This window comes from Bdellovibrio sp., assembly GCF_047637665.1.
GTDB lineage: Bacteria > Bdellovibrionota > Bdellovibrionia > Bdellovibrionales > Bdellovibrionaceae > Bdellovibrio.
Window position 1 is genome coordinate 32,106 of the sequence record NZ_JBLJBT010000044.1, and the last position, 25,254, is coordinate 57,359.

The 25,254-nt window shown below is 47.1% G+C and carries 19 protein-coding genes; 10 read left to right on the forward strand and 9 right to left on the reverse strand.

Going from position 1 to position 25,254, the window contains the following annotated elements:
• Positions 1 to 24: 24 nt before the first annotated feature.
• Together ACM64D_RS15165 and ACM64D_RS15170 are read right to left on the reverse strand one after the other, a co-directional pair.
• Entirely contained in the window at positions 25 to 858 is an 834-nt protein-coding gene (locus ACM64D_RS15165; protein ID WP_415064075.1) for a flagellin, read from the reverse strand.
• A gap of 184 nt (positions 859 to 1,042) precedes the next feature.
• Positions 1,043 to 2,233, reverse strand: a complete 1,191-nt coding sequence (locus ACM64D_RS15170; RefSeq protein ID WP_415064076.1) for a KamA family radical SAM protein — start codon at positions 2,231 to 2,233, stop codon at positions 1,043 to 1,045.
• A 318-nt stretch (positions 2,234 to 2,551) separates the two neighbouring features.
• Here ACM64D_RS15170 and ACM64D_RS15175 point away from each other — a divergent pair, with 318 nt between their 5' ends.
• The gene (locus ACM64D_RS15175) at positions 2,552 to 3,937 is read left to right on the forward strand and encodes a hypothetical protein (RefSeq protein WP_415064077.1); all 1,386 of its coding nucleotides are present in this window, start codon (positions 2,552 to 2,554) and stop codon (positions 3,935 to 3,937) included.
• 181 nt (positions 3,938 to 4,118) lie between these two features.
• On the opposite strand, the gene ACM64D_RS15180 is transcribed toward ACM64D_RS15175, so the two are convergent.
• Positions 4,119 to 5,525 carry a hypothetical protein gene (locus tag ACM64D_RS15180; RefSeq protein ID WP_415064078.1) on the reverse strand — a complete coding sequence of 469 codons (1,407 nt, stop codon included), beginning with the start codon at positions 5,523 to 5,525 and terminating at the stop codon, positions 4,119 to 4,121.
• A 4-nt stretch (positions 5,526 to 5,529) separates the two neighbouring features.
• The gene (locus ACM64D_RS15185) at positions 5,530 to 5,820 is read right to left on the reverse strand and encodes a co-chaperone GroES (RefSeq protein ID WP_415064404.1); all 291 of its coding nucleotides are present in this window, start codon (positions 5,818 to 5,820) and stop codon (positions 5,530 to 5,532) included.
• A 381-nt stretch (positions 5,821 to 6,201) separates the two neighbouring features.
• Between ACM64D_RS15185 and ACM64D_RS15190 the strand changes: the two genes are divergently transcribed.
• The gene (locus tag ACM64D_RS15190; RefSeq protein WP_415064079.1) at positions 6,202 to 8,472 is read left to right on the forward strand and encodes a transglycosylase domain-containing protein; all 2,271 of its coding nucleotides are present in this window, start codon (positions 6,202 to 6,204) and stop codon (positions 8,470 to 8,472) included.
• 8 nt (positions 8,473 to 8,480) lie between these two features.
• Here the strand turns inward: ACM64D_RS15190 and ACM64D_RS15195 are convergent, their stop codons facing one another.
• The gene (locus ACM64D_RS15195) at positions 8,481 to 9,461 is read right to left on the reverse strand and encodes an MBL fold metallo-hydrolase (RefSeq protein ID WP_415064080.1); all 981 of its coding nucleotides are present in this window, start codon (positions 9,459 to 9,461) and stop codon (positions 8,481 to 8,483) included.
• A 313-nt stretch (positions 9,462 to 9,774) separates the two neighbouring features.
• On the opposite strand from ACM64D_RS15195, the gene ACM64D_RS15200 reads away from it, so the two are divergent.
• Positions 9,775 to 11,748 carry a hypothetical protein gene (locus ACM64D_RS15200; protein WP_415064081.1) on the forward strand — a complete coding sequence of 658 codons (1,974 nt, stop codon included), beginning with the start codon at positions 9,775 to 9,777 and terminating at the stop codon, positions 11,746 to 11,748.
• A gap of 61 nt (positions 11,749 to 11,809) precedes the next feature.
• Here ACM64D_RS15200 and ACM64D_RS15205 read toward each other — a convergent pair whose 3' ends face one another.
• Positions 11,810 to 12,409, reverse strand: coding sequence for a mobile mystery protein B (locus ACM64D_RS15205; protein WP_415064082.1), 600 nt, complete (start codon positions 12,407 to 12,409; stop codon positions 11,810 to 11,812).
• Positions 12,406 to 12,882 (reverse strand): mobile mystery protein A, encoded by a 477-nt coding sequence (locus tag ACM64D_RS15210; RefSeq protein ID WP_415064083.1) that lies wholly within the window; start codon positions 12,880 to 12,882, stop codon positions 12,406 to 12,408. Before ACM64D_RS15210 ends, ACM64D_RS15205 begins: the two co-directional genes overlap by 4 nt.
• Positions 12,883 to 13,175: 293 nt before the next feature.
• On the opposite strand from ACM64D_RS15210, the gene ACM64D_RS15215 reads away from it, so the two are divergent.
• The 6 genes from ACM64D_RS15215 (at position 13,176) to lspA (ending at position 22,296) form a co-directional block, all read left to right on the forward strand.
• Positions 13,176 to 14,459, forward strand: coding sequence for a radical SAM protein (locus ACM64D_RS15215; RefSeq protein ID WP_415064084.1), 1,284 nt, complete (start codon positions 13,176 to 13,178; stop codon positions 14,457 to 14,459).
• A 157-nt stretch (positions 14,460 to 14,616) separates the two neighbouring features.
• Complete coding sequence (locus tag ACM64D_RS15220) at positions 14,617 to 16,497, forward strand: ATP-binding protein (RefSeq protein ID WP_415064085.1); 1,881 nt, start codon at positions 14,617 to 14,619, stop codon at positions 16,495 to 16,497.
• Complete coding sequence (locus tag ACM64D_RS15225; protein ID WP_415064086.1) at positions 16,490 to 18,016, forward strand: sigma-54-dependent transcriptional regulator; 1,527 nt, start codon at positions 16,490 to 16,492, stop codon at positions 18,014 to 18,016. Before ACM64D_RS15220 ends, ACM64D_RS15225 begins: the two co-directional genes overlap by 8 nt.
• A 293-nt stretch (positions 18,017 to 18,309) precedes the next feature.
• Entirely contained in the window at positions 18,310 to 18,831 is a 522-nt protein-coding gene (locus tag ACM64D_RS15230) for a hypothetical protein (protein WP_415064087.1), read from the forward strand.
• 178 nt (positions 18,832 to 19,009) lie between these two features.
• Positions 19,010 to 21,793: an isoleucine--tRNA ligase gene (ileS, locus tag ACM64D_RS15235; protein ID WP_415064088.1), complete on the forward strand. Its 2,784-nt coding sequence runs from the start codon at positions 19,010 to 19,012 to the stop codon at positions 21,791 to 21,793.
• Entirely contained in the window at positions 21,790 to 22,296 is a 507-nt protein-coding gene (gene lspA / locus ACM64D_RS15240) for a signal peptidase II (protein ID WP_415064089.1), read from the forward strand. The genes ileS and lspA overlap by 4 nt, the downstream gene beginning before the upstream one ends.
• A gap of 9 nt (positions 22,297 to 22,305) precedes the next feature.
• Here lspA and ACM64D_RS15245 read toward each other — a convergent pair whose 3' ends face one another.
• Both ACM64D_RS15245 and ACM64D_RS15250 read right to left on the reverse strand, forming a co-directional pair.
• Positions 22,306 to 22,833 carry a response regulator transcription factor gene (locus ACM64D_RS15245; protein WP_415064090.1) on the reverse strand — a complete coding sequence of 176 codons (528 nt, stop codon included), beginning with the start codon at positions 22,831 to 22,833 and terminating at the stop codon, positions 22,306 to 22,308.
• Positions 22,830 to 24,047 carry a sensor histidine kinase gene (locus ACM64D_RS15250; protein WP_415064091.1) on the reverse strand — a complete coding sequence of 406 codons (1,218 nt, stop codon included), beginning with the start codon at positions 24,045 to 24,047 and terminating at the stop codon, positions 22,830 to 22,832. Before ACM64D_RS15250 ends, ACM64D_RS15245 begins: the two co-directional genes overlap by 4 nt.
• Positions 24,048 to 24,186: 139 nt before the next feature.
• Here ACM64D_RS15250 and ACM64D_RS15255 point away from each other — a divergent pair, with 139 nt between their 5' ends.
• Positions 24,187 to 25,251, forward strand: coding sequence for a hypothetical protein (locus ACM64D_RS15255; RefSeq protein ID WP_415064092.1), 1,065 nt, complete (start codon positions 24,187 to 24,189; stop codon positions 25,249 to 25,251).
• Positions 25,252 to 25,254 lie beyond the last annotated feature (3 nt).

Consider the following 25,254-nt stretch of genomic DNA (forward strand, 5'->3'; position numbering starts at 1 on the left):
ATTGACCATCCCCTAACGGAGAAATCAACCAATCAGCTTAAGCGCCAATTGATTTGCTTGATTTGCCTGCGCTAACACAGATGTTCCCGCCTGCAATAAAATATTATTTCGAACCATTTCACTGGACGCCGCTGCAATATCCGTGTCGCGAATACGGCTATTTGCCGCCGACAAGTTTTCTTGCGTGACTCCCAAATTATCAACCGTCGAAGTCAGACGATTTTGTAAAGCACCCAGATAGGCGCGCGTTCCACTGACGGAAGTTTGCGCTTCATCGAGCTTGGTCAGAGCCTCCTGAGCCCCTTCTTTCGTAGAATAATCCAATCCACTTAAGCCCAAAGCATCGATGGTTGCCGCATGAGATCCCGCATCGAACGAGATGCGATCCGCAAACGCATCATTGCCGATTCCCACTTGAAAATCGAACTTAGGAGCTGACCCATCCAAAAGTTTCGTCGTTCCCCAAGTGGTGGATTTGGCAATTCGTTGCATTTCATCTTTAAGCTGCAAGACTTCTTTGTTGAGCATGCCCCGCTCTTTTTCGCCCACGGTGTCGGAAGCGGCTTGAATTCCCAACTCACGCAACCGCACGATGATATTTCCAATCTCATTCAAACCACCTTCAGCAGTTTGAATGAGTGAAATTCCATCGTTGGCATTTCGTTGCGCCTGATTGGCAGAACGAATTTGTGCTTTAAGACGCTCTGAAATTGCCAACCCCGCAGCATCGTCTGCGGCTTTGTTAATACGACTTCCCGAAGCCAACTTAGCCATGGAATCATTGATGGCTCGTTGTGAACCTACCAAATTCCTTTGCGCATTCAAGGCTGCGATGTTCGTTGTAACTCTCATTCCCATTTCTATCCCCAGTTAATTACAATCCGTCACCAGTAGAAAACTTTTCGGGAATCAAGAGGCGAACTTCACGGGACCATGGGATGAATTTCATCAAGACTTTAAATCATCCCCTGTTTGAAAAGACGAGTCCTGTGTAAAACTGAATCGAAATTTTGTTTCGTTGTGAGATCTCAAGAGTAAAAAACTAACTTCTGTTTTTTGAATTTTTCAACAAATGCCACTCTTCTTCATACAAAGAAGCATCGGGTTTTCTAATACTTTCAGCAGAGGGACTGACGTATTCTGCCCTCACCCCATCCCATCCCACAAAGTGCCGAGTCGTCCCTTCTTGTCCCACTTGAAAATTGGGAACAAGATAAGTTTTTCCTCCGCCTTCAGGAATGTCCACGGACAAATGAGGCATTGCAAGACCTGAGAGGTGCCCCCACAGCTCTTTCTGAATTTCCAATGAATCCTCAATGGAAGTACGCAAGTGATCTGTCCCGATGGATGGATCACACTGGAACATGTAATAAGGTTTCACGCGAAGATAAAGAAGTCGTCGATTCAAAGCCTGCACCAGGGCCGGATGATTGTTGATGCCATTTAAAAGCACCATTTGATTCATCACGGGGACACCATTATCAACAAGTCTTTCCAGCGCCATGGCCGCCTCTTCTGTCAACTCTTGGGGATGATTAAAGTGAGACATGAGGTAAACGGGTTTATACTTCTTCAAGATTTTCACTAAATCATCTGTGATTCGCATGGGACAAACCACTGGCATCCGTGTGCCGATACGAATGATTTCTATGTGCTCTATCTGGCGAAGATCACTCAGAACTCTCTCTAATTGCGCATCACTGACCGTCAACGGGTCACCGCCGGATAAGATCACCTCACGCAAGCCCGTATGGTTTCGGATATAGGCAAGAGCCTGCTCGTACTCTTCGCTTTTAATGAAAGCTTGCTCTTGTCCCGTAAAGTGTTTGCGCGTACAGAAGCGACAATAGACGCTGCAAATATCAGTAATTAAAAACAAAGCTCGATCAGAATAACGATGGATCACACGAGGTGCGGGGTTGTTCTTTTTTTCTCCCAAAGGATCGAGCATCTGTTGCGCCCCCCCTTCGAGTTCTCGGCGATGAGGCATCAAGATCTGACGAAGAGAATCTCCTCCCCTGCCGGTCGCTAAACTGGCGTAATAAGGGGTCGTGCGAATATTGAAAAGCTCTTTGCCACCTTGAAAGGCAGCTCGCTCTTCGGCGGAAAGCTCAAAATGTTTTTCAAAATCGGCTTGCGTCTTCAAGGAATGACGAAGCTGCCAAGTCCAATTATTCCAATCGGACTCTGCAAATTGATCAGGTTTAGGGCTCTTTGAAAAAACAAACTTCATCGAAATGTTTATGAAGGAAACCGTTCTATTAGGCAAGACGCCTTTTTAGTGACTGAAATCGTCGCTTTTGCGTGTTTTTGGAAAAACCTCTGACGACATCAGTAACTTATTGAGATCACAGAGTTTTTAAACATTCCCAGAGTGAAACACCAGAAGTTTGACAGAGCCTCCTTTTGAAAATCTCTTTCTCAACATGAGAACCCTTAGAAATTTCCAACGCTTATCCTCCTTGGCCCGAGGCCCTTCCGTTGGCGCGGCCCTCGCTTTACATCAGTGTAGAAAAAAGGGTCTGGATGTGCCCTATAACTAGGAGGACTTATGAAAACTTTCACTTACCCACAAAAGAAATGGGTTATGACGGCGGCCTTGCTTGCTGTCCTTGGCTTCAATGTATCTTTAAACTCTCATCAAGATGGAGTTGCTTCGGCGGACTTTGCGTCCACCAGCGGAGATCTTGTTGAAAGCCGCCTTGTCACTACTGACGGCGTGATGCCCGTTAAATACATTAACAATGGTGAAAGCGAAGTCCTCGCTGTTGTCCCTAAAAAAATGACTGAAGGTAAAGTGTGCGATACCTGTGGTTATGAAACTATTCCACTGACCACAAAGAACAAAGAAGATATTGATGCTTTGAATGTACAACTTTTAAGAGCTCTTCAAAAAGTTCGTCCTAAAGCAGAAGTCGTCGCAGCCGAAGAAGACGCTGCTGAAGTGACAACAGAAAAAGTTGTGGTCAAGAAAAGCCCCTTTGATTCCATTCGCAAAGCTTGTAAACGAATCACCGATAGAGACGAAGCTTTGACTTGCAATAAAGAGCGCTTCATTGCCCTTCTAAAGGATGAAAAACAAGCCGGCAAGATTGAGCCAAATGAAGCTTTGCAATTCTACAAGGCCGAGATTCAATCACGTCTGGTCAGCCAGATCTCTGAAGCTCGCAGAATTTCAGCCCGCGCAAGAAGAGCTCAAACTAATATGACGTCATGGCAGGCTTTCCAAAATTCAGATGATGCCTTTGCAAATACAGACCTGATCATCAATAAGGCTCTCTTTGTGATCGAAGATCTTGTTCGCGAAGTACCTACTAAGTTTGAATCCGTCAGACAACATCTGATCGTCGCAGAGACTGACATTATGAAATTTGAGGCCGCTCAAATTCAACAGACCAAAGCTCAAGCTGAAGCTAACAAAGGTACTTCCGAAGGACTTTTCCTTAGCCAAGACGCCTTTGCAAGACTCAATGAATTAGAAAGTCTGCGCAGTGTAATGAGCGGAAAAACCGTCAACGCGCTTCAAGAGGCGACTGGCAATAATGTCATCACAGTAGAGTTGAACTCGACATACAATAAGTTCCTTCAAGATTTCAATACCAACTTGATCAATGCTTTGAACGGACAAGGCACAATGTTGAATGGAATTACTGTCAACCCTGCGATTGACTTGAGCCCTCGCTTGACCAATCCAGGCCGCAACACTGGTGGCACTATCATCGTCAACCCTGGAGTTTCAACAAGAACAGGTGCGAACCTCACAGCCCCCGCTGCGGCAGGAACACAAACCATCTTGGTTCCAGTTCAAGTTCAGTCCGCATCACCAAGTGCGACCACTTTGGTTATGCCCACTCAAAACACCGGCGTGAGCTTCGGCCCCATGGGTCCAGCTTCCCCCGAATCCCTCAGAATGAGAGCTCAGATTCGCGGGCAATAATAGAAGAAAACATTTTGATCCGATCCTCCGAAGGGCCCACGACGGGCCCTTTTTTTATTTGCAGAAGACCTTTGGACAAAAAAAATCCCGGGGGACTTTCGCCCCCCGGGCCCTGCTCACCACCAAACAAGATGTCTCAAGTTGTCATCAAGCTGTCGTACAAGTTGCAATCACGTCGTAATCAAAAGCTGATGGCGGCTTTAGATGCAAATCCATATGTAAAGTCATTCCCCAAACCGTCACTACCGTTTTTCCAGGCAGCACCCGGGAAGAGAAGACCGATCTGATTCACCCACTGAATTCTTTCACTCGGTTTGTAAATCAACTCGATATCCCATTCTAGGCCCAGATCTTTTGAAGAATCAACAGAGTTTTTTACTGCATTCAACATTTGTCCGTACACGACGGTGTTACGAACATCAAGGCGATCATTCCATGTATAGCCAACCGAAGGCGCGATGAAAACAGCGTTGCTGATAGATTCATCATCCGCAGAATTTCCCACATTCAAATTTGTGGTGTCTTTGAAGATATCCGTATTCAAGAAATCTCTTTGACCCAAACGATGATTGAAAAGCAACATGCCCGCATCGTAGTTGCGATGAAGGGCATAGCCACCAAATTCAGTTGACGCTGGATCATCTCCTGTCGCCATCCCAAACTTCAGCTTCCAATCCCATTTAGACTCTGCACGAGGAACGTATAGTTCAGCCACAATGCCGTAGCCATTCACGCTGATGTCTTTTCCCGCAGCCGTCGTCACGCCGGTTTCACCCGTTTGGAAACCCGCCTCTAATTTGAATCCGAAAGAATCAAAACCGCGGCCCAATACAAAGTTCGTGCGTTGAATATTAAGATCCGAGTTTGCAGCCGTTCCAGCGCCACCATAAGCGGCAATCTGATCTGCAGAATAGTTCAAGGCCCCCTTGGCACCCTTTACATTTTCCTGGAAGACACCCAGCAAAGATTTATTTTCTTCACTTTCATACTGAAGCTGGAATCCCGTGGAAGAAATTGTTCCACCTTGCCCGAATCCGCCTGATTGTTTGCGGCTTAACACCGGCATGAAGAACCAGTCACCCACAACGATTTTGTAGGCCACCATATCGCGAGTGTCGTACCAATGATCAAAAGCTCCCTTACCGGCGTTGTATGTCATCCCTAAACCGAACTCAAAAGGAGCGCGACCCACGATCAGCGCACCGTACTCTTGATTCACGTTTAGATACAATTGACTGACTTGCACACTGGCAGAACCTTGATTGGTGCTGGTTGCTGCCGAGGCTTGAGTATTGTTCAAACCCCAAATTTCCCCGACTTGAGAGTTGGGATACAATGAACTGTTCAGCACATCAAAACGAGAAATGACATTCACCCCATCAGCCGCAATCACTTTCGGGCTGAGGTAAAGATAATTCAGACCATAGGCTTTTCTTTGTGTGGGCGTCGCTAAAGAGGGACGATCTACTTCGGTCCATTCAAAACGATAACCACCGCTCCAATCCAAGGTCATTGCCTGAGCCGTCGTGGACAAAAGCGCCACTGAAAGACCCAACGCTTTCAAAAAATTCGTTTTCAACATTTTCATTCCTTTATTTTGAAACTACGCCCATAACATCCCCCTCACGGAGGATGATCAGGTCTTCGTTTTGAATTTTAATTTTTGAGCCCGCGTATTCAGAGAAAACAACGCGATCACCGACCTGCACATCCATCGGACGCACTTGCCCTTTTTTACCCATATGTCCACGCCCCACGGCCACGACAAATCCTTCAAGATTGCCAGAAGTGTCCGCGACAGTGTCTGGGATATAAAGTCCCCCTGGAGTCATCTTCTCAGTTCCTGACAACTGCACAATCAATCGATCATCCAAGGGAGTCACGAAATTGCTTAAGTCGATTTTCTTCACCGCAGGTGCTGCTTTCACAAGATGAGACGGAGCCTTTTTCGCGGGAGCTTTTTTGACAGCCGCTTTTTTTACCGTCGTTTTTTTCGCGGAAGACTTCTTCGTCGCAGACTTCTTCACCGGCGCCGACTTTTTATTTACTTTTTTTGGAGATTTTTTTGACACGGTCTTTTTTGCGACCTTCTTCACATTGGCTTTCTTAGCAGAAGCTTTCTTCTTAGCCACAACCAATCCTTTCATCCAAACGAGTTCGAGAAAATAACCACCGGCTCATTTGCTTCAGAGAGAGTTTCGTACTACTCTTTATGTATGTTGCGACCACGATTAAAGACCATTTTAGTTGCTTTTACAATCCTTGTGACGCTTGTAATCATCTGTGGACTTGGGATTGCTGCTTATTCATTTTTTGCTCTGGAAAAAGAACTTACGGCAAAGCTGGAATCAAAAAAGTTCCTCGTGCCCACAGAGTACTATGCTGCTCCTCCGACTTACTACACTCGCAGCGTGATCCAAGTAGCTGACGTAGAAAAACAACTGCTCCGTCAGAACTATCGTCGCCGCACCTATGATCAACGCCTTCTTCCCGGTGACTATTTCATCGCCTCCAGAGAAGAGTGCTCCTCTCGTTTGCAAGTAGGACTCACGGAAGACCAAGAAACCTGCATCGGATGGGTGACACAAGAAACCCCCACCCGTGATGTGGATAACTCTATCCAGGTTTTGGTCCTTCAAAAAGACCATGTGGTCTCGAAAATCTTAAAAGGGGCGCCCTTTACCGAAGTCCCTGAAGCCCACAGCGAAGCGCCCCTTCTTGCACAATATCTTGGCAACGAACCCTTGATGCAAAAGACGGTTTCCCTCGGCGAAGTGCCTCCCATGTGCCTGAACGCCATTATGGCCATCGAAGATGCTCAGTTTTTGGAGCATGGGGGCGTGAGTATCAAGGGCATCCTCAGAGCCGCGTTAAAAAACATAGCGACGGGCCGCAAAGCTCAAGGAGGCAGTACGATCACTCAACAGTTAGTGAAAAACTACTTCCTGACGAGTGAAAAGGCCCTCACTAGAAAATTCAAAGAATTCATCATGTCTATTCTTTTGGAATCTCGATTTACAAAAGATCAGATCATGGAAACCTATATCAATATCATCTACATGGGGCAAAACGGCACCTTTCAGGTTCGCGGTTATGGCTCTGCCGCCCGCTATTATTTCGGAAGAGAGATTTCAGATCTTAACTTGAGTGAATGTTCCTTACTTGCCGCTATCGTAAACAGCCCGGGCCTTTATAATCCCTTCAAAAAGCCAGTCAATGCGGAACGCCGACGCCATCTGGTTCTAGAAAAAATGAAAACGCTTGATTTCATTTCAGCCGAAGAGGCCGATCAAGCCGATCGAGTTCCACTTCCTGGAGCCCCTCGCTCTCTGGCTTCCGAAACAGCTCCTTACTATCTCGATGCCGTTCGCAAACAACTGCAATCTCTGGGGTTGTCAACGGAAGGACTTCGCATTTATACCGCCTTGGATCTTGAGGCCCAAGAAGTGGCCCAGGAATCCTTGCGCTCCCACCTGGATCAGTTAGAGAAAAATAATAAGTATATTCAAGGCCTCAAAGAAAAAGGCAACAGCCTTGAAGGCAGTATTCTCGTCGGCAACAATAAAACCGGACTGGTGAGTGTCGTTGTCGGAGGCCGAAACTTTCGCATGACACAATTTAATCGCGCCATTGACGGTCATCGCCAAATTGGTTCGATCATGAAACCTTTCGTCTACTTGACAGCTCTTCTCAATGACACGGATGAGGGACAACCCTTCACGCCGATCACCTTACTAAACGACGAAAAATTCACTTACAAGTACGAGGGACAAGCTTGGTCCCCCGATAACTATGGAAAAAAATATTTTGGCACGGTTCCGATGTTTTACGCCCTCAAAAACTCTTTGAATGCAGCGACGGCCTCGTTAGGTTTGAATGTGGGCCTGGGAAATATCATCGATACCACCCATGCGATGGGTGTCACCTCAGAACTCAAATCTTTCCCGGCGATGACCCTCGGAGCTTTTGAAATGTATCCGCGGGAAGTTCTGCAAAGTTACATGACCATGGCGAACATGGGGGAAAAACAATCCATTTCTTTTGTGCGCAAGGCACTCAATGCTGATGGACAAGAAGTTTTCATTCACGAACCTCACCCCCAACCCTCTATCGATCCCGCAGCTGTCGCGAGCCTCGTTGGCATGATGAAACAAACCGTCCTTTCAGGGACCGCTCGCTCTGTTACTCTTAATGGATTTTTTAATCCTGCTGCGGGAAAAACGGGAACGACCAGCGACAACCGTGATGCGTGGTTTGCCGGCTTCACCCCTTACCTGACCACCGTCGTTTGGGTTGGATACGATAACAACCTTCCACACAAACTGACGGGCTCCAATGGAGCTGTTCCAATCTGGACACAATTCATGAAAACCATCGGCACCCGCTTCCCCGCCGATGACTTTCCGTGGCCCGCGAATACTCAAAAAGTGCTTTTGGACCAAAAGACTTTAGAATCACTGAACGCGTATAAAGAGAATGATCCTTCTCAAGTAGAACTGATCTTTGATTCAGCCAAAGTTCCCAGTGGATTTTGATATGATTTTTAAAGTTTGATTTCTAAGCCTTCATGGGCGAAGTCCCAAGATACCGCCGGTAAATTGTCATTGTTCTGTGAGGCAAAACGTTCGCGGGACTCATAATACTCGCGAGTTTGTCGCTTCAACTCCAGCACTTGCTCGACGCGAGCCCCTGGATCATGATGGGCAAAAAGAATCTTTCGAATGCCTTCACGAAGAGCAATATCCAGCCCCACTTGCGCGGCACTATGCCCCCAGTTCGCTTTTTCCGCCAATTCTGGCAAGGTGTACTGGGCGTCGAAATACATCAGATCCACGTTTTGATAAAGAGGAAGATCCTCCCCCAGCTCTTCACGAGTGATGCGAGTTCCCTCTGTGTCCACGCAATGAGCATACGCCTTGCCACCCGTTTCGACCTTGAATCCCCAGCAGGGGTCTGGATGATCTAATTTATAGGGGGTGATGGTAAAGTCATCGAGCTTATAAGCCTTTCGCGGCTCTAAGACATGAAAGATGACTTTAGCCTTCAACGCTTCGAAAGGAACAGGAAAGTAAGGGCGCGAAAAGATACCGCGAATCAGCTTTTCCAATTCAGGCTGAACGGCATAGTAATGAACTTCACAGCCCGGGATGAAGTGGGGTGTAAAAAAGGGAAGACCGATCACGTGATCCCAATGAAAGTGAGTCATAAAAATGTGAAAGGGGCCTTTGGATCTTCCCGTCGTTCCCGTCATGATTCGTTCGCTTAAATTACGAATTCCGCTGCCGCCATCAATAATTAACTGAGACTTCTGACTTTGAATTTCCACGCACGTGGTGGCCGCCCCATATCCCCCCAAAAGAGGGACTTCCATGTTCTGAATGTACTTTGAAACCTGCGAAGGGTCGCGATACCCCATTGAGAAGAAATTCCGTAAGATTCCTTCAATGTGGTAAGTCCAATCAATCGGCGGCGGAGCTGAGGGTAAAGAGCCTCTTACTCCCCAAAATTTAATAGTAAGCGACATATATCTGACAGAATGACGCGTTTGGAAAGGCGAATCAAACACATATTATATGACCCCGACTTTGTCGCGGCCTATGATCTAAAACAGATAGACCTTGGTAGAGTCTTATTAGCCACACTCCCCCCTGAAGCCGAGCACCATTTGCTTATAATTATTCCTTTTTTTGGAATTTACTTTTGCCTTCGAGGTTTTTTTTGGTAAGCACCTGGGGTTTACTCGCGCTTTTGCTCTAGAAGGTATTGAGATCTGAAGGGTTCATGGTCCAACACTGCCGAGCAATTCACCACGCGTTTCTTGTATAGAGGGAGAGCCTATGATGCTCAGAACAAAACTTCTGGCACTGTCTTTAGTGTCAGGCCTGTCTTTTATTGCGACCTCACCCGCTCAAGCCGGTTGGGAAGCTCTGCAGCCCGCCAACGTGTGGGAGCGAATTCAAAAACAGGTCGCAAAACAACAGATCGGCGCAAGCGTCAACTTAGTCAGCGCAGAAGTCCTTGATGGTATTTCGACCTCCTTACGCTATCGTATCCAGTCCGAACCCTCTTACATGGATGGATTTTATACTCGCATCGACAAGTATGTTTTGAACTTCGGTCTGAGCCCCGGTGACTTCATCGAAGATCTCGATACTCCTGTGGGTATGCGCATGGATAAGAACTCTGAGATCATCTTCGCTCGTCAGTTTAAAAGCCAAAGCTCCTCTTTGTTGGCCCTCCCCTACACACCTCGAAATCTTCCCTTCACTGCTCAACGAGCTATCGAGCGCCTTGAGCCCGGCGACTTCGTAGCCTTTCAAGGAAGACTCTCCTTTGTCATCTCTCTGGGGCACGACGCCCTTAAAGGGTCCTTCCATGCGGGGGCTTCCACTCATGCTCTGATCTCTGGGGACTTCATGGTTCACGTCTTCCGCATGGCTGATAATAAAGTCCGCGTAAAGCTTATTGCGATTCGCGGAAAAGGCATGGGCGCCGGCGCGGGGATTGACCTTTCTCAAGATCTTGAGATTTTCGGCATTAGTCTTATTGATGACAGAATCGAAAGATGGCTCAGCTTCACCCCTCTTGACGTCGCAGCGGGCATTCATAAATACGATGTGGTCATGCTGGATTACGTCTTCAATCTGGACAACCCTCAAGCCGCTCAAGCTTATGACAACTTGATGATTAATAAAGTCCAATTGAAGGACATTAAAATCATCAACCCCACCCTGTCACAAAAAGATCTTACAAAAGAACTCTTAACAGATCTGACGGATGTTGAGGATATCGCCAGAGAGGACGCCTTACAGCAGGCCCAACAGCGCCGCATTGATCGTATTTTCAAGGGCTCGTCAGAGGGTGTCACTCGCGACTCTCGAATCAAGTTCGGTTTGAATCTTTGGAAGTTTGAAGCCGGTCGGGCTTTTGGTGAAAACAAAGTCTTGAGCTATGACAAATACGACCGAGAACAGTATTTCCTTCTCGATACCTTTTCAAAATTCAAAAAAACCAAAATCCTTTTTGGTCTTTTTGGTGAAGAAACATTGCTGACCTCCAATCTTCTTTTCACTGCGGATACACAGTGGAATCCATCTCGCTTCGTCACCTTAACGACCAGCCATGAGATGAGAATGAGAGACGTCAGCGCCAAAGACTTCCAAGAAGCGCAACGTTTGGTTCGGGAAACAATTGGCGACACGGACTACAATAAAATTGACTGGAAAGAGTGGAACTTCTCAAATGGGAAAGTGGTGAACGGCTACTTTAAACAAGAAGTCTTCTTTAATCCCGATGCTTTGAGAGCCTTGCCATACTTATCAGAAGCCAACATCGCCGCCGGATTTGCAAAATACGTTCACGAAAAGGGCCGCCCTCGTTCTCGCCCATTCATCGGCGGCAACAGCCCTAAAGACTACATTTTCTCGTGGGTTGCAGCCTTCACAGGCGATGTCCGTCGCGTGGCCAACCGACTGTCCATCATCATCAATCCCAAAAAGACCACGCAAGAGCGCTTCGAGGCCTTCCAAGATCTTCAAGAAATTCCAATCTGGAGAGAACGCGGCATCGGCTTCTTGATGTCGTATCTTCCCGAAGATTCTCGCGCCGACCTTCTACGTTATGAAATGGTTCTTTCTGCGAAAGGAATGCCAACGGTCAAACACAGCTTCGGATTCTTCGCGGAAGAGAAGCTTTATCGCTCGTTGATGTACATCCAAAACGTCATCAACAACAGATCCTTTGATCTTCGTCTTTACACGGATGCTGAGGGTGAGTTCCGCTCCACAGCGACGCCTTCCCCCCTGCAGTAAAAGGCATCTTCAAAAACACCAAGGGCTCCGAACGGGGCCCTTGATGTTTTAGCTCGGCTTCTTAAGATCTTACGAAAGCCAATAGTTCGTCATAGTTTCGCGCATCCGCCAATCCCAAAGAGCGAATGTATCGACGTCGGGCTTCGCCGTGTTCACTGAGAGTTCCCTCTTTAAGGCCCGCTCCCCAACTAAAACGTTCATGTCCCAGTGAGTACAACAAAACATCGGCCATAGTGCGAGCCCAGCGTCCATTCCCGTTAGGAAATGGATGAATCCAAACTAGGCGATGATGAAAGCGAGCCGCGATCTCATCCATTGGATAAGTTTCATGAGTAATCCAGTATTGCACGTCAGCCAAAAGCTTGTGAATTTCAGCGGGGATCTGAAACCACTCCACTCCAATCGACTTATTCGAATTGCGATAAGTCCCAGCCCATTTCCAAACCAGACCGAACATTTTTTTATGCAGTTCACGCAAAAATTTTTCAGTCAGGACATTCTTTCTTTTGCGCAAGAAGGCCCAACTTTCCCCCCGACTGATATTGTCCTGCTCAACAGCATTGAGTTCACCCTGAGTGGAAATATAAGTCGGAATAAGACCGGCCATTTCATTAAGATTAAGAGGTGTTGCGCCCGGCGGGTATTCAATCTGAAAACTCATGACTTCCCTCTCCACAGTCGACTGTCTAATTTATTTTTAAGTTCGGTTGCCAACTCTTGCAAATGCAGATTGGTTTCTGACTTGCCGACTTGTTGTTTTTCCAGATCCATGGTGTGCAAGGTTTTGCTGAACAAATCTTTGGCCACTCTTTGCGCCTGATCGTCGATACTTTTTTCCAGTGAGTCTTTCGGAACAAGAGCATAGACCAGATCACACCCCAAGGCCTGGGCCGCGCGCTCCAGAGTTTCCAAAGTCACCTTTTTGTCGACTTCCCTTTGCTCTAAAAGGATCACTCCTGATTGCTGAATGCCCATACGCTCTGCCAACTGTTGCGACGTCATCCCGAGAGCTTCCCGAATGGCCTTGATCCATCCCGACTTGGGCCGCACCACGGTTCGCGCAAAACGAAATGCTTTTAGCTTTTCATCCAGACTTTTTCTTTGGGTTTTGACGAGGGCCTTGCTCTTTTTCATATATCTTATAATATATCAATAAATGCTTTAATGATATATTAAAATATATCAATAAAATGTTTTATTATATTATATAGCATATTATAAAATGCAAAACGCAAAGCCCCTTCGATCTAAAATCCCTGGCAGAGGCATAGACATTCATGAAATAGTTTCCTTTTGTCCCCACTCCAGGGCCTTTGATGGGCAAAAAAGCACCATTCTCACTTGATTTATCTTATTAATATTACTCGTCTTTTTTAAATCTACAAGATGTCTCATTATGGAACGCTAATTGCAGCTCCCCGGAGCGTATGGAACAACGACGATACAAAGACATTGTAGCTTTCAAATGGGACCAAGGAGCCCCCCTGGCTTTCCATGCTCGCAATCTTGAAATCGCCGAAATTTCCGAACAAGCTTGGGCTGGCATGAAAGAGGACACCCTCGCCTCCACCGAAGCCCAACTTGAACTTAAAGCCTGGGAACAAGAAATCAATCCCGACGTCAAGTCCGGCCACCTAGAGCCTGGCATTCGCAGCCTCACCATTAATGTGACTCAGATTTGCAACCTCAAGTGCACGTACTGCGCAGCCGGTGGAGATGGCTCCTATGGAGCTCCACAAACGAAGATCAATGTTGAAAAAACTCTTCCTCAGTTGAAGTTCTTTCTTGAGCGAGTTCCCGAAGGCGGTCGCTTCAAGATCACCTTCCTGGGGGGCGAACCTCTTTTGTACCCTGAGGGCATTCAAGAAATTGGCAACTATGTGCGCTTGATGGCCGCGGGAAGAAATATTCACGCGGGCTTTTCGATTGTGACCAATGGCACTCTTATTAACGACAAGACCTTGGCTATTTTAAAGGATCTTCGCGCCAACGTGACCGTCAGCTTAGATGGCCCCCCTGAAATCAATGATAAAGCTCGTCCTAGCAAAGACGGCTCTGGCAGCACCTCTTTGGTAGTTGAAGGCTTACGCCAACTTTCTGATGCCAAAGCGTCCCTCGGGCTCTTAACCCTTCATGGCGTTTTTAATAGCGATAACTTGGATCTTATTTCTGCATACAACTTCTATCAGACCCTGAAGGCTGATCGTTACGAGTTCACATACTCGGTGGCAGAAAATGATGATGACAGCAATCGACTCTTTGTTGAGCAAATGAATCTGATCGCTAAAACAGCCTTTGCGGCTGGGGGCGAAAAAGAGCTTCGTAAGATCGGCATTTTTGATCAGTATTTCTTCGCTTTGGATAACCAACAGCAAACCGAAAATTACTGCGGCGCTGGGAAGTCCTTTTTAATGGTGGATGCAAAGAACAATCTTTACACCTGCCCCTGGGAAGTGGGCCACAAAGAGGAGCAAGTGGGACAAGGGGCCGAGTTGAATTACGATCAACTCGCTCAATACCAAGCTCCCCTGGTCGAAAAAAACAACTGCCAAAGCTGCTGGGCGCGATTCCTGTGTGGCGGTGGTTGTATGTTTATTCACAAGCAAAGTACGGGAAGCAAACATCGTAAAGATGGTCAATTCTGCTTTCGCACTCGCAGCTTGATCGGAACCGCATTGTTATATTATAAATTAAGCAGGGTCGCCTGCTAAAGAGGAACATATGAAACAACAAAAACACATTAAAAAAATCAAACCTCTCAAGCCCGCTCTTCCGAATTCACAAATCGCAGGACCTGGCACAGGCGGAACCGGCGAAGGCTGCATTCCTGTTCGCTAAACAGAAACACTTCATTTTGAAATAGGATTTATGGCTCTTCCTCCCTCCCTTGAAGAGAACACAGCCTCCTCCCCAAGAGGGGCTTACAAAGCTCTTATTTTGCGAATCACTTTCGCATTGGGGATTTCTTTTCTCATCGCGCAGACAAATCTGGATTATATCGAGTCTTACCTCTATGACTTGCGCGTTCGAACTAAACTGATCAACCCCACGTCCGAAGCCATTGAGTTGATCTATATCACCCCCCAAACGGTGCAACTTTTCAAAGGCGTTCCTTCCGCCAAAGAGCAAGAGGCTCTTCTGAAAAAGCTCGTCGCCGAAGGAACTAAAGCCATCACCTATGAGTTTGATCTTTCGGAAGTCCCCGGCAGCACTCAAGAAAAAAACAACTGGGAAGCCAGCCTGGTCGCTCACCGTAATGTTTTTGTCGCGGGCAGAACAACTCCCCTGAAGGGAGAAGAGAAACAGCTTTTCCTGCAAGATCCTCTTGAACAAGTTTCTTTGTCTCCCGCTCCAAAGACATCCGATCTGGTGAACTTTGCCAAAGACGGCGTCACTCGTCGTATGATTCTCACTTATCAAGATCGCCCTCTTCTTCCGGTCTATCTGGCAAGCCTCATTAATCCCGAAGTCAAAGACATCCATAAGATTCGTGGCCAGTTTGACTTCTATGGAACTGATCAAGCCTATATTGATTTTCACCCGGCAAAAAGTTATCCCTCTGCCTCTTTTGAGGATGTGCTATCGGGGAAGGTGCCAGCTGCGCGATTTAAAGATAAAATTGTTCTTATCGGAACGGATCTTGGCTTAAGTGAAGCGGAATACATTCTGAGTCCTTACAGCCGCGATGTCACTTCGATGACCCGTATTGAACTGCAAGCCAACACCATTGATACTTTGATTCGCAATTCAAGCCCGGTTAAAACGCCCAAATTCATCAGTTGGTTGTTTATTCTACTCGCCTCCCTTCTAACAACTCACGTGGTGCTGACCCTGAAGCCGACTCAGGGCCTCGTGGTTCTGGGCGGCACCATTGCTGGCTTCGTCGGCCTTTGCGCTTTAAGTTTTTGGCTGATGGGTTGGTGGCTCCCGATGGCGGCCCCTCTTTTGACGATCTTCTTGTGCTATTACTTTTTTATTCCTTACCGCTTGATTGTCGAAAATCGTCGCAGTTGGGAATACTACCAAAAGAACAAGCTGCTGAGCCAAGTCGAAGAACTCAAGACCAACTTTATCTCGATGATGTCTCATGACCTCAAGACACCGATTGCGCGCATTCAAGGCATGACCGACATGATTCTGGCGGACCCAGTCACGTTGAGCCCCCAACAGCGCGAGGCCGTCGATACCATCAAACATTCGTCTGATGACCTTTTGAAGTTCATTAATGCCATCTTAAACTATGGAAAAATTGAAAGTCAGGGCGTTCAGCTTCATCTGCAAAGCAAGGATATCAACAACCTCCTTCAAGAGGTGATCCGTAAGCATGAATTCCTTGCAAAGGTGAAGCGCATTCAAATCGTCTCTGAGCTGGAACCTATGTTTCCCGTTCCTGTGGACGCGGACCTCATGAAGCAAGTCTTCTCAAACCTCGTCGAGAATGCGATTAAATACAGCCCTGAAGATACTAAAATTCTGGTGACCAGCGAAGAGACACCAAGCAAAGTGATCGTCCAAGTGGCCGATCAAGGGCCTGGGATCCCCTCGGATGAGCTCCAGAACATCTTTATGAAGTTTTTCCGTTCTAAGAACGTTAAAAGCTCTCCCATCAAGGGATCGGGGCTGGGACTTTATCTGGCCAAATATTTTACAGAACTTCACCGGGGACGCATTTTTGTAGAATCTTCCCATGGTAATGGTTCCACATTTACGGTAGAACTACCAATCGAGCAAGGGGGTACACATGCTTAAGGTTTTGGTTGTAGATGACGATCAGGGCTTAAGACTCTCGGTGAAATCGGCACTCGCCGTCACCCAACGTTTCGAAGTCGATGAGGCTTTCGATGGTGTTAACGCCATGGAAAAAATCAAAGGCAGCGACAAGAAATACGATCTTGTCATTTTGGACGTTGATATGCCTCGCATGAACGGACTGGAAGCTCTTCGCCAAATCAAAGAGTTCGATCCCGGAATCATCGCTGTCATCATGACCGCGCATGCAACCTTGAATGACGCTATTCAGGCCGTAAAGGACGGAGCATACAATTACCTGCAAAAGCCCGTTAGCAGCGACGACCTCTTGCAACTCATCGATAAAGCCGTCAACGCGCACAATTTGATTTCAAATATTGCGGCCTCGGCCCCTGTTATGGTCGAAGCGGGTCGTAAGATCATTGGTCACACCTCGCAGATGCAGAAGGTGTTTAATATCATTCATCGTCTTGCCAAGGTCGAAACACCTGTTCTTATTCGCGGAGCCTCTGGAACTGGAAAAGAACTTGTGGCAAAAGCCATTCACTACAATTCCGCTCGTAAAGATGAAAAGTTTGTGGCGATCAACTGTTCTGCCATCCCCGAGAATCTTTTTGAGTCCGAGCTTTTCGGTCACGAGAAGGGCTCTTTCACGGGAGCAGACCAACGCAAAATCGGGAAGTTCCAGTTTGCTGAAGGCGGAACTTTGTTCTTGGATGAAGTGGGCGACATGCCTCAGTTGATGCAGGTTAAAATCCTGCGTGTCTTGCAAGAGAAAGTGTTCACACCCGTCGGTTCCAATCGAGAATTCCCAACCAACGTGCGCATCATCGCGGCCACCAACCGCCCTTTGGAAGACATGATTAAAGCGGGTTCATTCCGCGAAGATCTTTTCTATCGCTTGAATGTCGTACCTATCTTCTTGCCTGCTTTGGCGGAACGTAAAGACGACATGGAACACATGGTGAACATCTTTATTAAAAAATTCAATCAGGCCCACGGCAAACGCATCAATGGAATTGCTCCTGATGCGATGGCGGTCCTTAAAAAACATGCTTGGCCTGGAAATATCCGCGAACTTGAGAACGTGATTGAGCATGCTTTCGTACTGGAAATGTCGAACATCATCACCATCGCATCTTTGCCAGAGTCACTTTTGATCGCCACAGGCACGAACTTGATTGATGTGCCCCCTCTCATCGAAACAGCCCACAGTGTCGCGGCAGTTGGTGTCAGCTCTGCAGCTCAAGCTCACGCGGGTTTGGCAGATGAAGATGACAGCGATTTAAGTGCCGACGCCGAGGACCTGGACGCAGAAGAAATTGTTCCTTACTCTGGATCTGAGAATTTGGATTTCAATGCCCAAAAGGAAGCTTTTGAGAAAGAGTTTATCATCAAAGCCCTTAAAACTTTCCGTGGACGCATTAATCAAACCGCTCTGCACGCGAACATTCCTAAAAAGACTCTTCTTCGCAAGATTGAGAAATACGGGATCAACGCGAAAGACTACATCAACTAGATGTTCTCTGTTTAAAAATAATTTGGAGCCCATCACTTGCAACAAGATGATGGGCTTTTTTTTGTAAACTCCCAGGTCTGAAAAAATCAAACGTGACTAAAAAATCAAGAAAAACTCTTTCTCTTTTTTTCGTTTTTCGCGTTGCCTCTAGTTTTGTAATCCTCCCCACGCCCCGCTATCTAGAGATGCCCACTATTTGAGCAGCGATTGTTTGGATTTTGTTATGAGTCTACATTGACTCGTCGTAATGGAGTCTGTAAGTTTCAGTCCCTCACCGCCGGAGACTTTGATTAATGACCATGAACCCATTGCCGCCACAGGCTTACACGAAAGAGACTTTGCTCAAAGCCTACCAATGGCTTATGAATCAAAACTCTTCGATTAAGGAAATGGCGACGACTCCAGATATCTTGGTCAGTCTTTATTTGAAGGCCACTCGCGATGGGGACAGCGCCCTTGAGCGTCCGAGCATTCAGAATTTCAAAAATGAGCTGAAGAGCCTTGCCGGAATCATGGGTGAACTTGATCGCCCCCAGGCGACGGTTCCGCCGATGGTCACGATCCAAGCGGCCCCCTCTCACCACCAGGCTCCTCCTCCAGTCCAGACTGCCAGCCCGACTCAGACTCAGGTTTCCTACACCGAGAAAACAGTGACAGCCATGACTCGCAATACAGACGTCATGGAACTCTTGGATTCTTGTAGCAAAGGCATGATTCACGAAGTCAAAGAAGAGTTTAATTTGAGCTCGGATCTTGAGGCTTTGCGTATGCTCATAAAAATTGGCTATAGCCGCTCAAAAAATCTGCTGGGATAGGCTGGCTCATAGCCCTATCTCTCGGAAATCATTTAAAATAACTCAAAAAATAAGATATACTGCCCACTTTAGACCGCTGCCTCAAAAAGGCAGTAAGTTGTAAAATTATTTAGAGCTGATGAAGAAGATCCAGATGCAAAGATGGAGGACTTATTCATCCGCCGACTAGAGGACGAGCATGACTGCAACCCCTGACTACAAGTCTACGATCCGTTTGCCACAAACTGAATTTCCCATGAAAGGGGACCTTCCCCTGAAGGAACCTAAAATCATTCAGAACTGGGAAGAAAAAAAGATCTACCAAAAAATGGTGGCAAAAAATGCGGGCAAAAAAAGATTCGTTCTGCCTGACGGCCCTCCTTACGCTAATGGTGGTATTCATTTAGGACACGCGCTGAATAAAACTTTGAAAGACGTGATCATCAAATACAAAAACATGCGCGGTTTACAAACTGTGTTCATTCCTGGTTGGGACTGCCATGGTCTGCCGATTGAACATAAAGTTCTGAAAGATCTTCAGGCAAAAAAAATCACAAAGACAGATCAAGAGATCTTGGCTCTTTGCCGTGAAGAAGCTCAGAAGTGGGTCGGAGTTCAACGTGAAGACTTCCGTCGTCTGGGTATCTTGGCGGACTGGGAAAATCCTTATCTCACAATGCAACCCGCTTACGAGGCCGAAGAGGTGCGTGAGTTTGCGCGCTCTTTCCAAAAGGGTCTTATCTATCGCGGTGTTAAACCTGTTTATTGGAACTGGGTTTTGAAAACGGCGTTGGCCGATGCGGAAGTGGAGTATCACAACCACAAGTCTCCTTCCATTTACGTCAAGTTCCCTATCACCGATGCCGCAACTTTGAAGAAGTTAGGAAATCCAAGCAAGCCGACCAACATGGTGATCTGGACAACGACCCCTTGGACTTTACCTGCCAACACGGGAATCGCTTTGCATCCGGAACTTGAGTACTCTGTCTATGACGGTGGTACTGAAAACTATGTGATCGCCAAAGGACTCAAAGAATCTGTTGAAAAAGACACGGGCCTTGTTTTGACCGAAGGCTTCACGTTCAAAGGTGAAGATCTTGAGTTGGGAAAAGCCCGTCATCCTTGGATTGATCGCGACTCAATCATCGTTCTTGGTTTGCATGTCAGCCTTGATGCAGGTACGGGTGCTGTTCACACGGCTCCGGGCCATGGTGCGGATGACTTTAAAGTCGGCCTCACCTACAAGCTGCCTATCCTCAATCCGGTGGACGATGCGGGGCTTTATACTGATGAGGTTCCTGAATACAAAGGTATCAACATCTTTAAAGCCAATCCTCTGATCGTTGAAAAACTGAAAGAGAGCGGCCACCTTTTAGCGCACAAAGAGATCGAACACAGCTATCCGCATTGCTGGCGCTCGAAAGCTCCGCTTATCTTTAGAACGACTCCGCAGTGGTTTATCGGATTGGATCTTGAAGGATCCAATATCCGCGCAAAGACTATGAAGGCGATTGATGGAATTAAATTTGTTCCGCAATGGGGGGAGGCGCGCTTCCGCTCTATGATGGAAAACCGTCCCGACTGGTGTTTGAGTCGTCAACGCCTTTGGGGAGTACCGATTCCCGTATTCACTTGTAACGCCACCAATGAAACTTTGGCGGACTTTGATGTGATGATGAAAGTGGCGGATGTGATTGAGGCGGAAGGAGGCATTAGCGCCTTTACTGCAAACGATCCGACGAAGTTCATTTCCGCTGAGGCGATTGAGAACGCTCGAAAGAAATCGGGCAACCCTCAATTTGGTACTCAAGGCTTCCGCCATGGTCGTGACATCTTGGATGTGTGGTTTGACTCCGGCGTCTGCCATGCAGCTGTTCAAAAGAAGCGCGAAGGCATGGGCTTCCCTGCAGATCTATATCTTGAGGGCAGTGACCAGCATCGTGGTTGGTTTAATACGTCTTTGCTTTCCTCCATGTGCACAAACGGAGAAGCTCCTTTTAAAGCGCTTCTCACACATGGATTCACTTTGGATTCTCAAGGGCGCAAGATGAGTAAGTCTTTAGGCAACTCTGTGGAGCCTCAAGAGGTTTCATCTAAGAGTGGCGCCGAGATCATTCGCCTTTGGACTTCTTATGGAGACTACGGCAAAGACATGTCTTGCGGCAAAGCCGAGCTGGATCGCGTGACAGAAACCTATCGCCGTATTCGCAACTCCATGAGATATCTTTTGGGCGCGACCAGCGACTTTGATCCCGCTAAAGATATTGTCCCTTATGAGAAGCTGACTTGGGTTGATAAGTGGGCGCTTTCTCGTTTGGCTTCTTTGCACAAAGAAGTCACTGAAGCTTACGACAACTATGAGTTCTACAAGATCTATCATGCGCTAAATATCTTCTTCACCGTGGATCTTTCTGCGACCTACATGGACGTCTTGAAAGACCGTCTTTACACCTGGAAACACGACGGTGTTCCTCGTCGCGGCTCTCAAACCGTCCTTTACTACATGGCCGACTACTTGATCCGCATGATGGCGCCGATCCTCAGCTTCTTGGCGGAGGAGTCTTATGGTTATTTAAAAGCGGACCCTAAAGCAGAATCGGTCTTTTTGCTGGATTACCCCGAGGTTCCAGCACAATGGACAAATCCAGAAATTGCAGCCAATTTTGAGGAGTACCTCAAAGTTCGTGGCGATGTTCAAAAGGTTTTGGAAGGACTGCGCACTGAAAAAGTCATCGGCTCCAGCCTGGAAGCCAAGGTGATTGTCCATTCTGAGGGCGAACTATTTAAAAAGTTGCAGAATTATGCGGATCTGAGAGAATTCCTCATTGTTTCTGATGTGGAACTGAAAAATGGACCTTACAAAGTCGAAGCCGTCAAAGCTTCGGGCGAAAAATGCGTTCGTTGCTGGGTTTACTCGACCGAGATCAGCCAAGATCCGAAACATCCTGGAATCTGTCCGAAATGTGTTGAGGCATTATCATGAAGAAAAAATACATCTGGCTTTTGCTTATTTCCGGCCTTTTAGTGGCCTTGGACCAACTAACGAAAGTGTACGTTCATACTCACTTTCACTTGGGAGAATCCGTTTCTGTCATCCCTAATTTCTTTAACTTTACTTATGTAAGAAATTTCGGGGCGGCTTTCGGGTTCTTGGCAGAAAGCCATCCGTCTTTCCGCGAGTTGTTTTTCCTGTCTATGCCACCCATTGCTTTGGTGATCATTTTGGGAATTCTTCGCAGCGTGAAGGATGATGACACAAAACAAATCATTGCTCTTTCAAGTATCTTTGGGGGCGCTATTGGGAACTATATTGATCGTTTGCGTTTTCGCTACGTGATCGATTTCTTGGATTTCCATCTCTACAACCGCTGGAGCTGGCCCGCTTTCAATATCGCCGATATGGCCATCGTCGGCGGGGTCGGACTCTTGCTGCTCTTGATGTTCATTGAAAATCGAAAAAAGGAAACAACGGAAGGCGCTGCATAAGCGCCTTTTCTATTTGTTGGGAATGTTCTTACGAAGTTTACGCTGAAGACTTTGACGATGCAGTCCTAATTTTTTTGCCGCCTGAGTGATATTTCCGTCCGAGGTCTGGAGGATATAGTCAATGTACTCACGCTCCATACGCGCTAAAGAGATCTCTTGATCCGGGACTTCATCGTCTGTCGTCTGTTCTAAGAAGGCTTTCAAAATCATCTCAACCGTTACCGGCTTGCTGATAAAGTTGTGGGCTCCTAACTGCATGGCCTTTACTGCCGAAGCCACACTTCCAAAACCACTCATCATGACGACCTTTACATGAGGTCGCTTTGCCTTGAGTTCACGCAAAAAGTCCAAACTATTTTCGGAACCTACGCGAAGATCCAACAAAGCCCAATCCCATTCCTGCAACTGCGACAAGGGGGGTGTTTGCGCGAAAGCCGTCACCGTAAGACCGCGCTCTTGCAGTTCTTCAGTCAGAACTTCACGAAGGCCTTTGTCGTCTTCAACAAGTAATATCTTGATTCCTTTGATATCGGTCATAACTCCTCCAAAGGCAGTCGCACTTGAGCGGTCGCGCCCAGGCCTGATGAATTATTGAATATTTTAAATTCGCCGCCCGCCGCCTGGGCCATCATTGACGCCGAATAAAGTCCCAGACCATTTCCATCCTCTTTGCTGGTGACAAAAGGCTCTCCCAGTCGAGAAAGGATTTCTTGCGAAAGTCCTTCGCCTCGATCTGTCACTTCAAGCACAATCCAGGAATCTTGCTTAAAGAGTCGCACATAAATTGCCGCTCCTCGCGGGGAAGCCTCAAAGGCATTATCCAAAAGATCAAAGAATGTTTGCGAAAAAGCCAATACCTGCAAACGACAAGGCAGGGCTTCGTCCATGAAATATCTTTCGATGTGCACAGGCTCGTTTTCTTTTTCCCAGACCTTCAAAAGATCCATGGTGAGTTTTTCAACCTCCACTCTTTGCAGTTCTGATTGCGACGAGCGCGAAAAGACGGAAGCCATATGTTGAAAAACCCGAACACACTCATCTAAAGAACTTTGAGCTTTCTCAAATTCTTCTCGCACCGACGGTTCGTGGACTGACAACTTTCTGAGACCTCTTTCCATGCGTAATTTTAAAGAGTTCATGGGCGTCGCCAACTGATGAGAAAAACCCGCCGTCAACGCCCCTAGGGCTTTCAGTCGGTCGGCTTGATGTTGGCGATCCTGCAAAAGCCGAATTCGCTGTTCATTTTCCTGAAGGACCCGGGAAAAATAGTGACTGACAAACCACGAGGCCGTGATCAAAACCCATTGCGAAAGAAAGCTCAGAAACATTTCCGAAGTATCGACCGCAACTGTGACTCGAGCATCAAGATACGTTTCAAGCTGCAAAAGCCCCAACAAGACGAGAACGGTGAAGCCAAACGTATAGGAGGCGCGCTGGCGCAACAGCATACCGCCTAAAAACGAATGAATACATAAGATGCTCACGAAAGGGTTGTTGGCGGAACCGCTGACAAACAACAAACCCACCGCCGCCAAAAGATCCACCCACAAATGCACCAAAACGTGCTTGGGTTTCACCGCGTCTTCCCGCCACAAACCCTGCGACAGAACATTGAAGACCGCAAGAAGCGCCAGCACCGCAATAAAATAAGGAAGATCCTTATTCTGAAGATACCCCCACTTTAAAAGCGGCAGAGTCCCAAAAATAAGGCACGCAATAGCAATCCAACGAAAACGAATGAGTCCTGGCATGGCTCCTTCATAGCGGAGGCCCCTCGTCGCCGCAACAAGTCTCTGAGCTCTGCAACTCTTCGTTGCATTTTTTAAATGCAAATTACTTGCGTTTAAAAAATGACAGTGTTAAAACCCCTCAATCACCAAGGAGAGCACCATGAAAAATCAAATCCGCCTCACCACTCTGGCCCTATTGCTGGCGGGCTCCCCCGCATGGGCCCAAAATATTCTGCAAAATATCCAGACCTCCGCCGCCATCGACATCACCGCGCCCCTCCATTTCAAAAAATCAGAGGAAAATAAGCTGGATATTCGTGCGGCAGAACTGCTTTTCTTTGGCCCTTTAGATCCCACCTTTGATGGGACTCTGAATGTTGCAGCCCACAATGAAGAGGGTGAATTTGCACTTGAGATTCATGAGGCCTATATCAGCTCTAGCAAAGTCATTCCCTCCTCACGCTTTAAAATCGGAAAGTTTTTCTTAGGCGTGGGTCGATTAAATCAATTCCATCAACACGACTGGGCTTTTATTTCGGGCCCTCGAATGCAAACTGAGTTTTTCGATGATGAGGCTGTCGCCGACTCTGGTGGAGAGCTTTCGACACTTCTTCCTTTGGATTCCTATTGGGACATCACCGTCGGTGTCACCAACGGATACACCTATGGGCACTCCCATGATGCCGGAGAAAAGCCTCGTGTTCCTACCCACTATATTCATCCTGTGAACTTCGTCGACTTCGGAGACGCTGGCGCTTTGCAATGGGGCGTAAATTATCTGGGAAGAACCGATGCTCATGGCGTGCAAACGCAACTCTACGGTCTTGATTTTGTCTTTAAGAAAATGGAAGGCAAAACACTGACCTTTCTTTTGCAGTCTGAAATCTGGTACCGCAACCTGAGCGTCCCAGGGGCCAGCGCCAATGAAGATATAGGCGCGTATTTCTATCCTCAAATATCGTTAAATGAACAGCTTTTTGCAGGTCTTCGCGTGGATCTCTTTTCAGAACTTTCTCGAACCTTTGCAAGTGATGACTCACGACAAGACAACTTAAATTATGCCCTCGTGCCGACGTTGACCTATAAACACAGCGAATTCACTTTGTTCCGCGTCGCCTACACTTACGATATTCAAAAGTACCAAGGCGAGGCTGACAGTCTTAATCAAATCATCGAACTCCAGATTGTCTCCCTTTTGGGAGCTCATCCCGCTCATGCGTTTTAGAGG

Bases quoted from the DNA above. Each gene is read 5' to 3' on its own strand.
- ACM64D_RS15165 (WP_415064075.1), bottom strand. From the start codon at position 858: ATGGGAATGAGAGTTACAACGAACATCGCAGCCTTGAATGCGCAAAGG.
- ACM64D_RS15170 (WP_415064076.1), bottom strand. From the start codon at position 2,233: ATGAAGTTTGTTTTTTCAAAGAGCCCTAAACCTGATCAATTTGCAGAG.
- ACM64D_RS15175 (WP_415064077.1), top strand. From the start codon at position 2,552: ATGAAAACTTTCACTTACCCACAAAAGAAATGGGTTATGACGGCGGCC.
- ACM64D_RS15180 (WP_415064078.1), bottom strand. From the start codon at position 5,525: ATGAAAATGTTGAAAACGAATTTTTTGAAAGCGTTGGGTCTTTCAGTG.
- ACM64D_RS15195 (WP_415064080.1), bottom strand. From the start codon at position 9,461: ATGTCGCTTACTATTAAATTTTGGGGAGTAAGAGGCTCTTTACCCTCA.
- ACM64D_RS15200 (WP_415064081.1), top strand. From the start codon at position 9,775: ATGATGCTCAGAACAAAACTTCTGGCACTGTCTTTAGTGTCAGGCCTG.
- ACM64D_RS15205 (WP_415064082.1), bottom strand. From the start codon at position 12,409: ATGAGTTTTCAGATTGAATACCCGCCGGGCGCAACACCTCTTAATCTT.
- ACM64D_RS15210 (WP_415064083.1), bottom strand. From the start codon at position 12,882: ATGAAAAAGAGCAAGGCCCTCGTCAAAACCCAAAGAAAAAGTCTGGAT.
- ACM64D_RS15215 (WP_415064084.1), top strand. From the start codon at position 13,176: ATGGAACAACGACGATACAAAGACATTGTAGCTTTCAAATGGGACCAA.
- ACM64D_RS15220 (WP_415064085.1), top strand. From the start codon at position 14,617: ATGGCTCTTCCTCCCTCCCTTGAAGAGAACACAGCCTCCTCCCCAAGA.
- ACM64D_RS15225 (WP_415064086.1), top strand. From the start codon at position 16,490: ATGCTTAAGGTTTTGGTTGTAGATGACGATCAGGGCTTAAGACTCTCG.
- ACM64D_RS15230 (WP_415064087.1), top strand. From the start codon at position 18,310: ATGACCATGAACCCATTGCCGCCACAGGCTTACACGAAAGAGACTTTG.
- ileS (WP_415064088.1), top strand. From the start codon at position 19,010: ATGACTGCAACCCCTGACTACAAGTCTACGATCCGTTTGCCACAAACT.
- lspA (WP_415064089.1), top strand. From the start codon at position 21,790: ATGAAGAAAAAATACATCTGGCTTTTGCTTATTTCCGGCCTTTTAGTG.
- ACM64D_RS15245 (WP_415064090.1), bottom strand. From the start codon at position 22,833: ATGACCGATATCAAAGGAATCAAGATATTACTTGTTGAAGACGACAAA.
- ACM64D_RS15250 (WP_415064091.1), bottom strand. From the start codon at position 24,047: ATGCCAGGACTCATTCGTTTTCGTTGGATTGCTATTGCGTGCCTTATT.
- ACM64D_RS15255 (WP_415064092.1), top strand. From the start codon at position 24,187: ATGAAAAATCAAATCCGCCTCACCACTCTGGCCCTATTGCTGGCGGGC.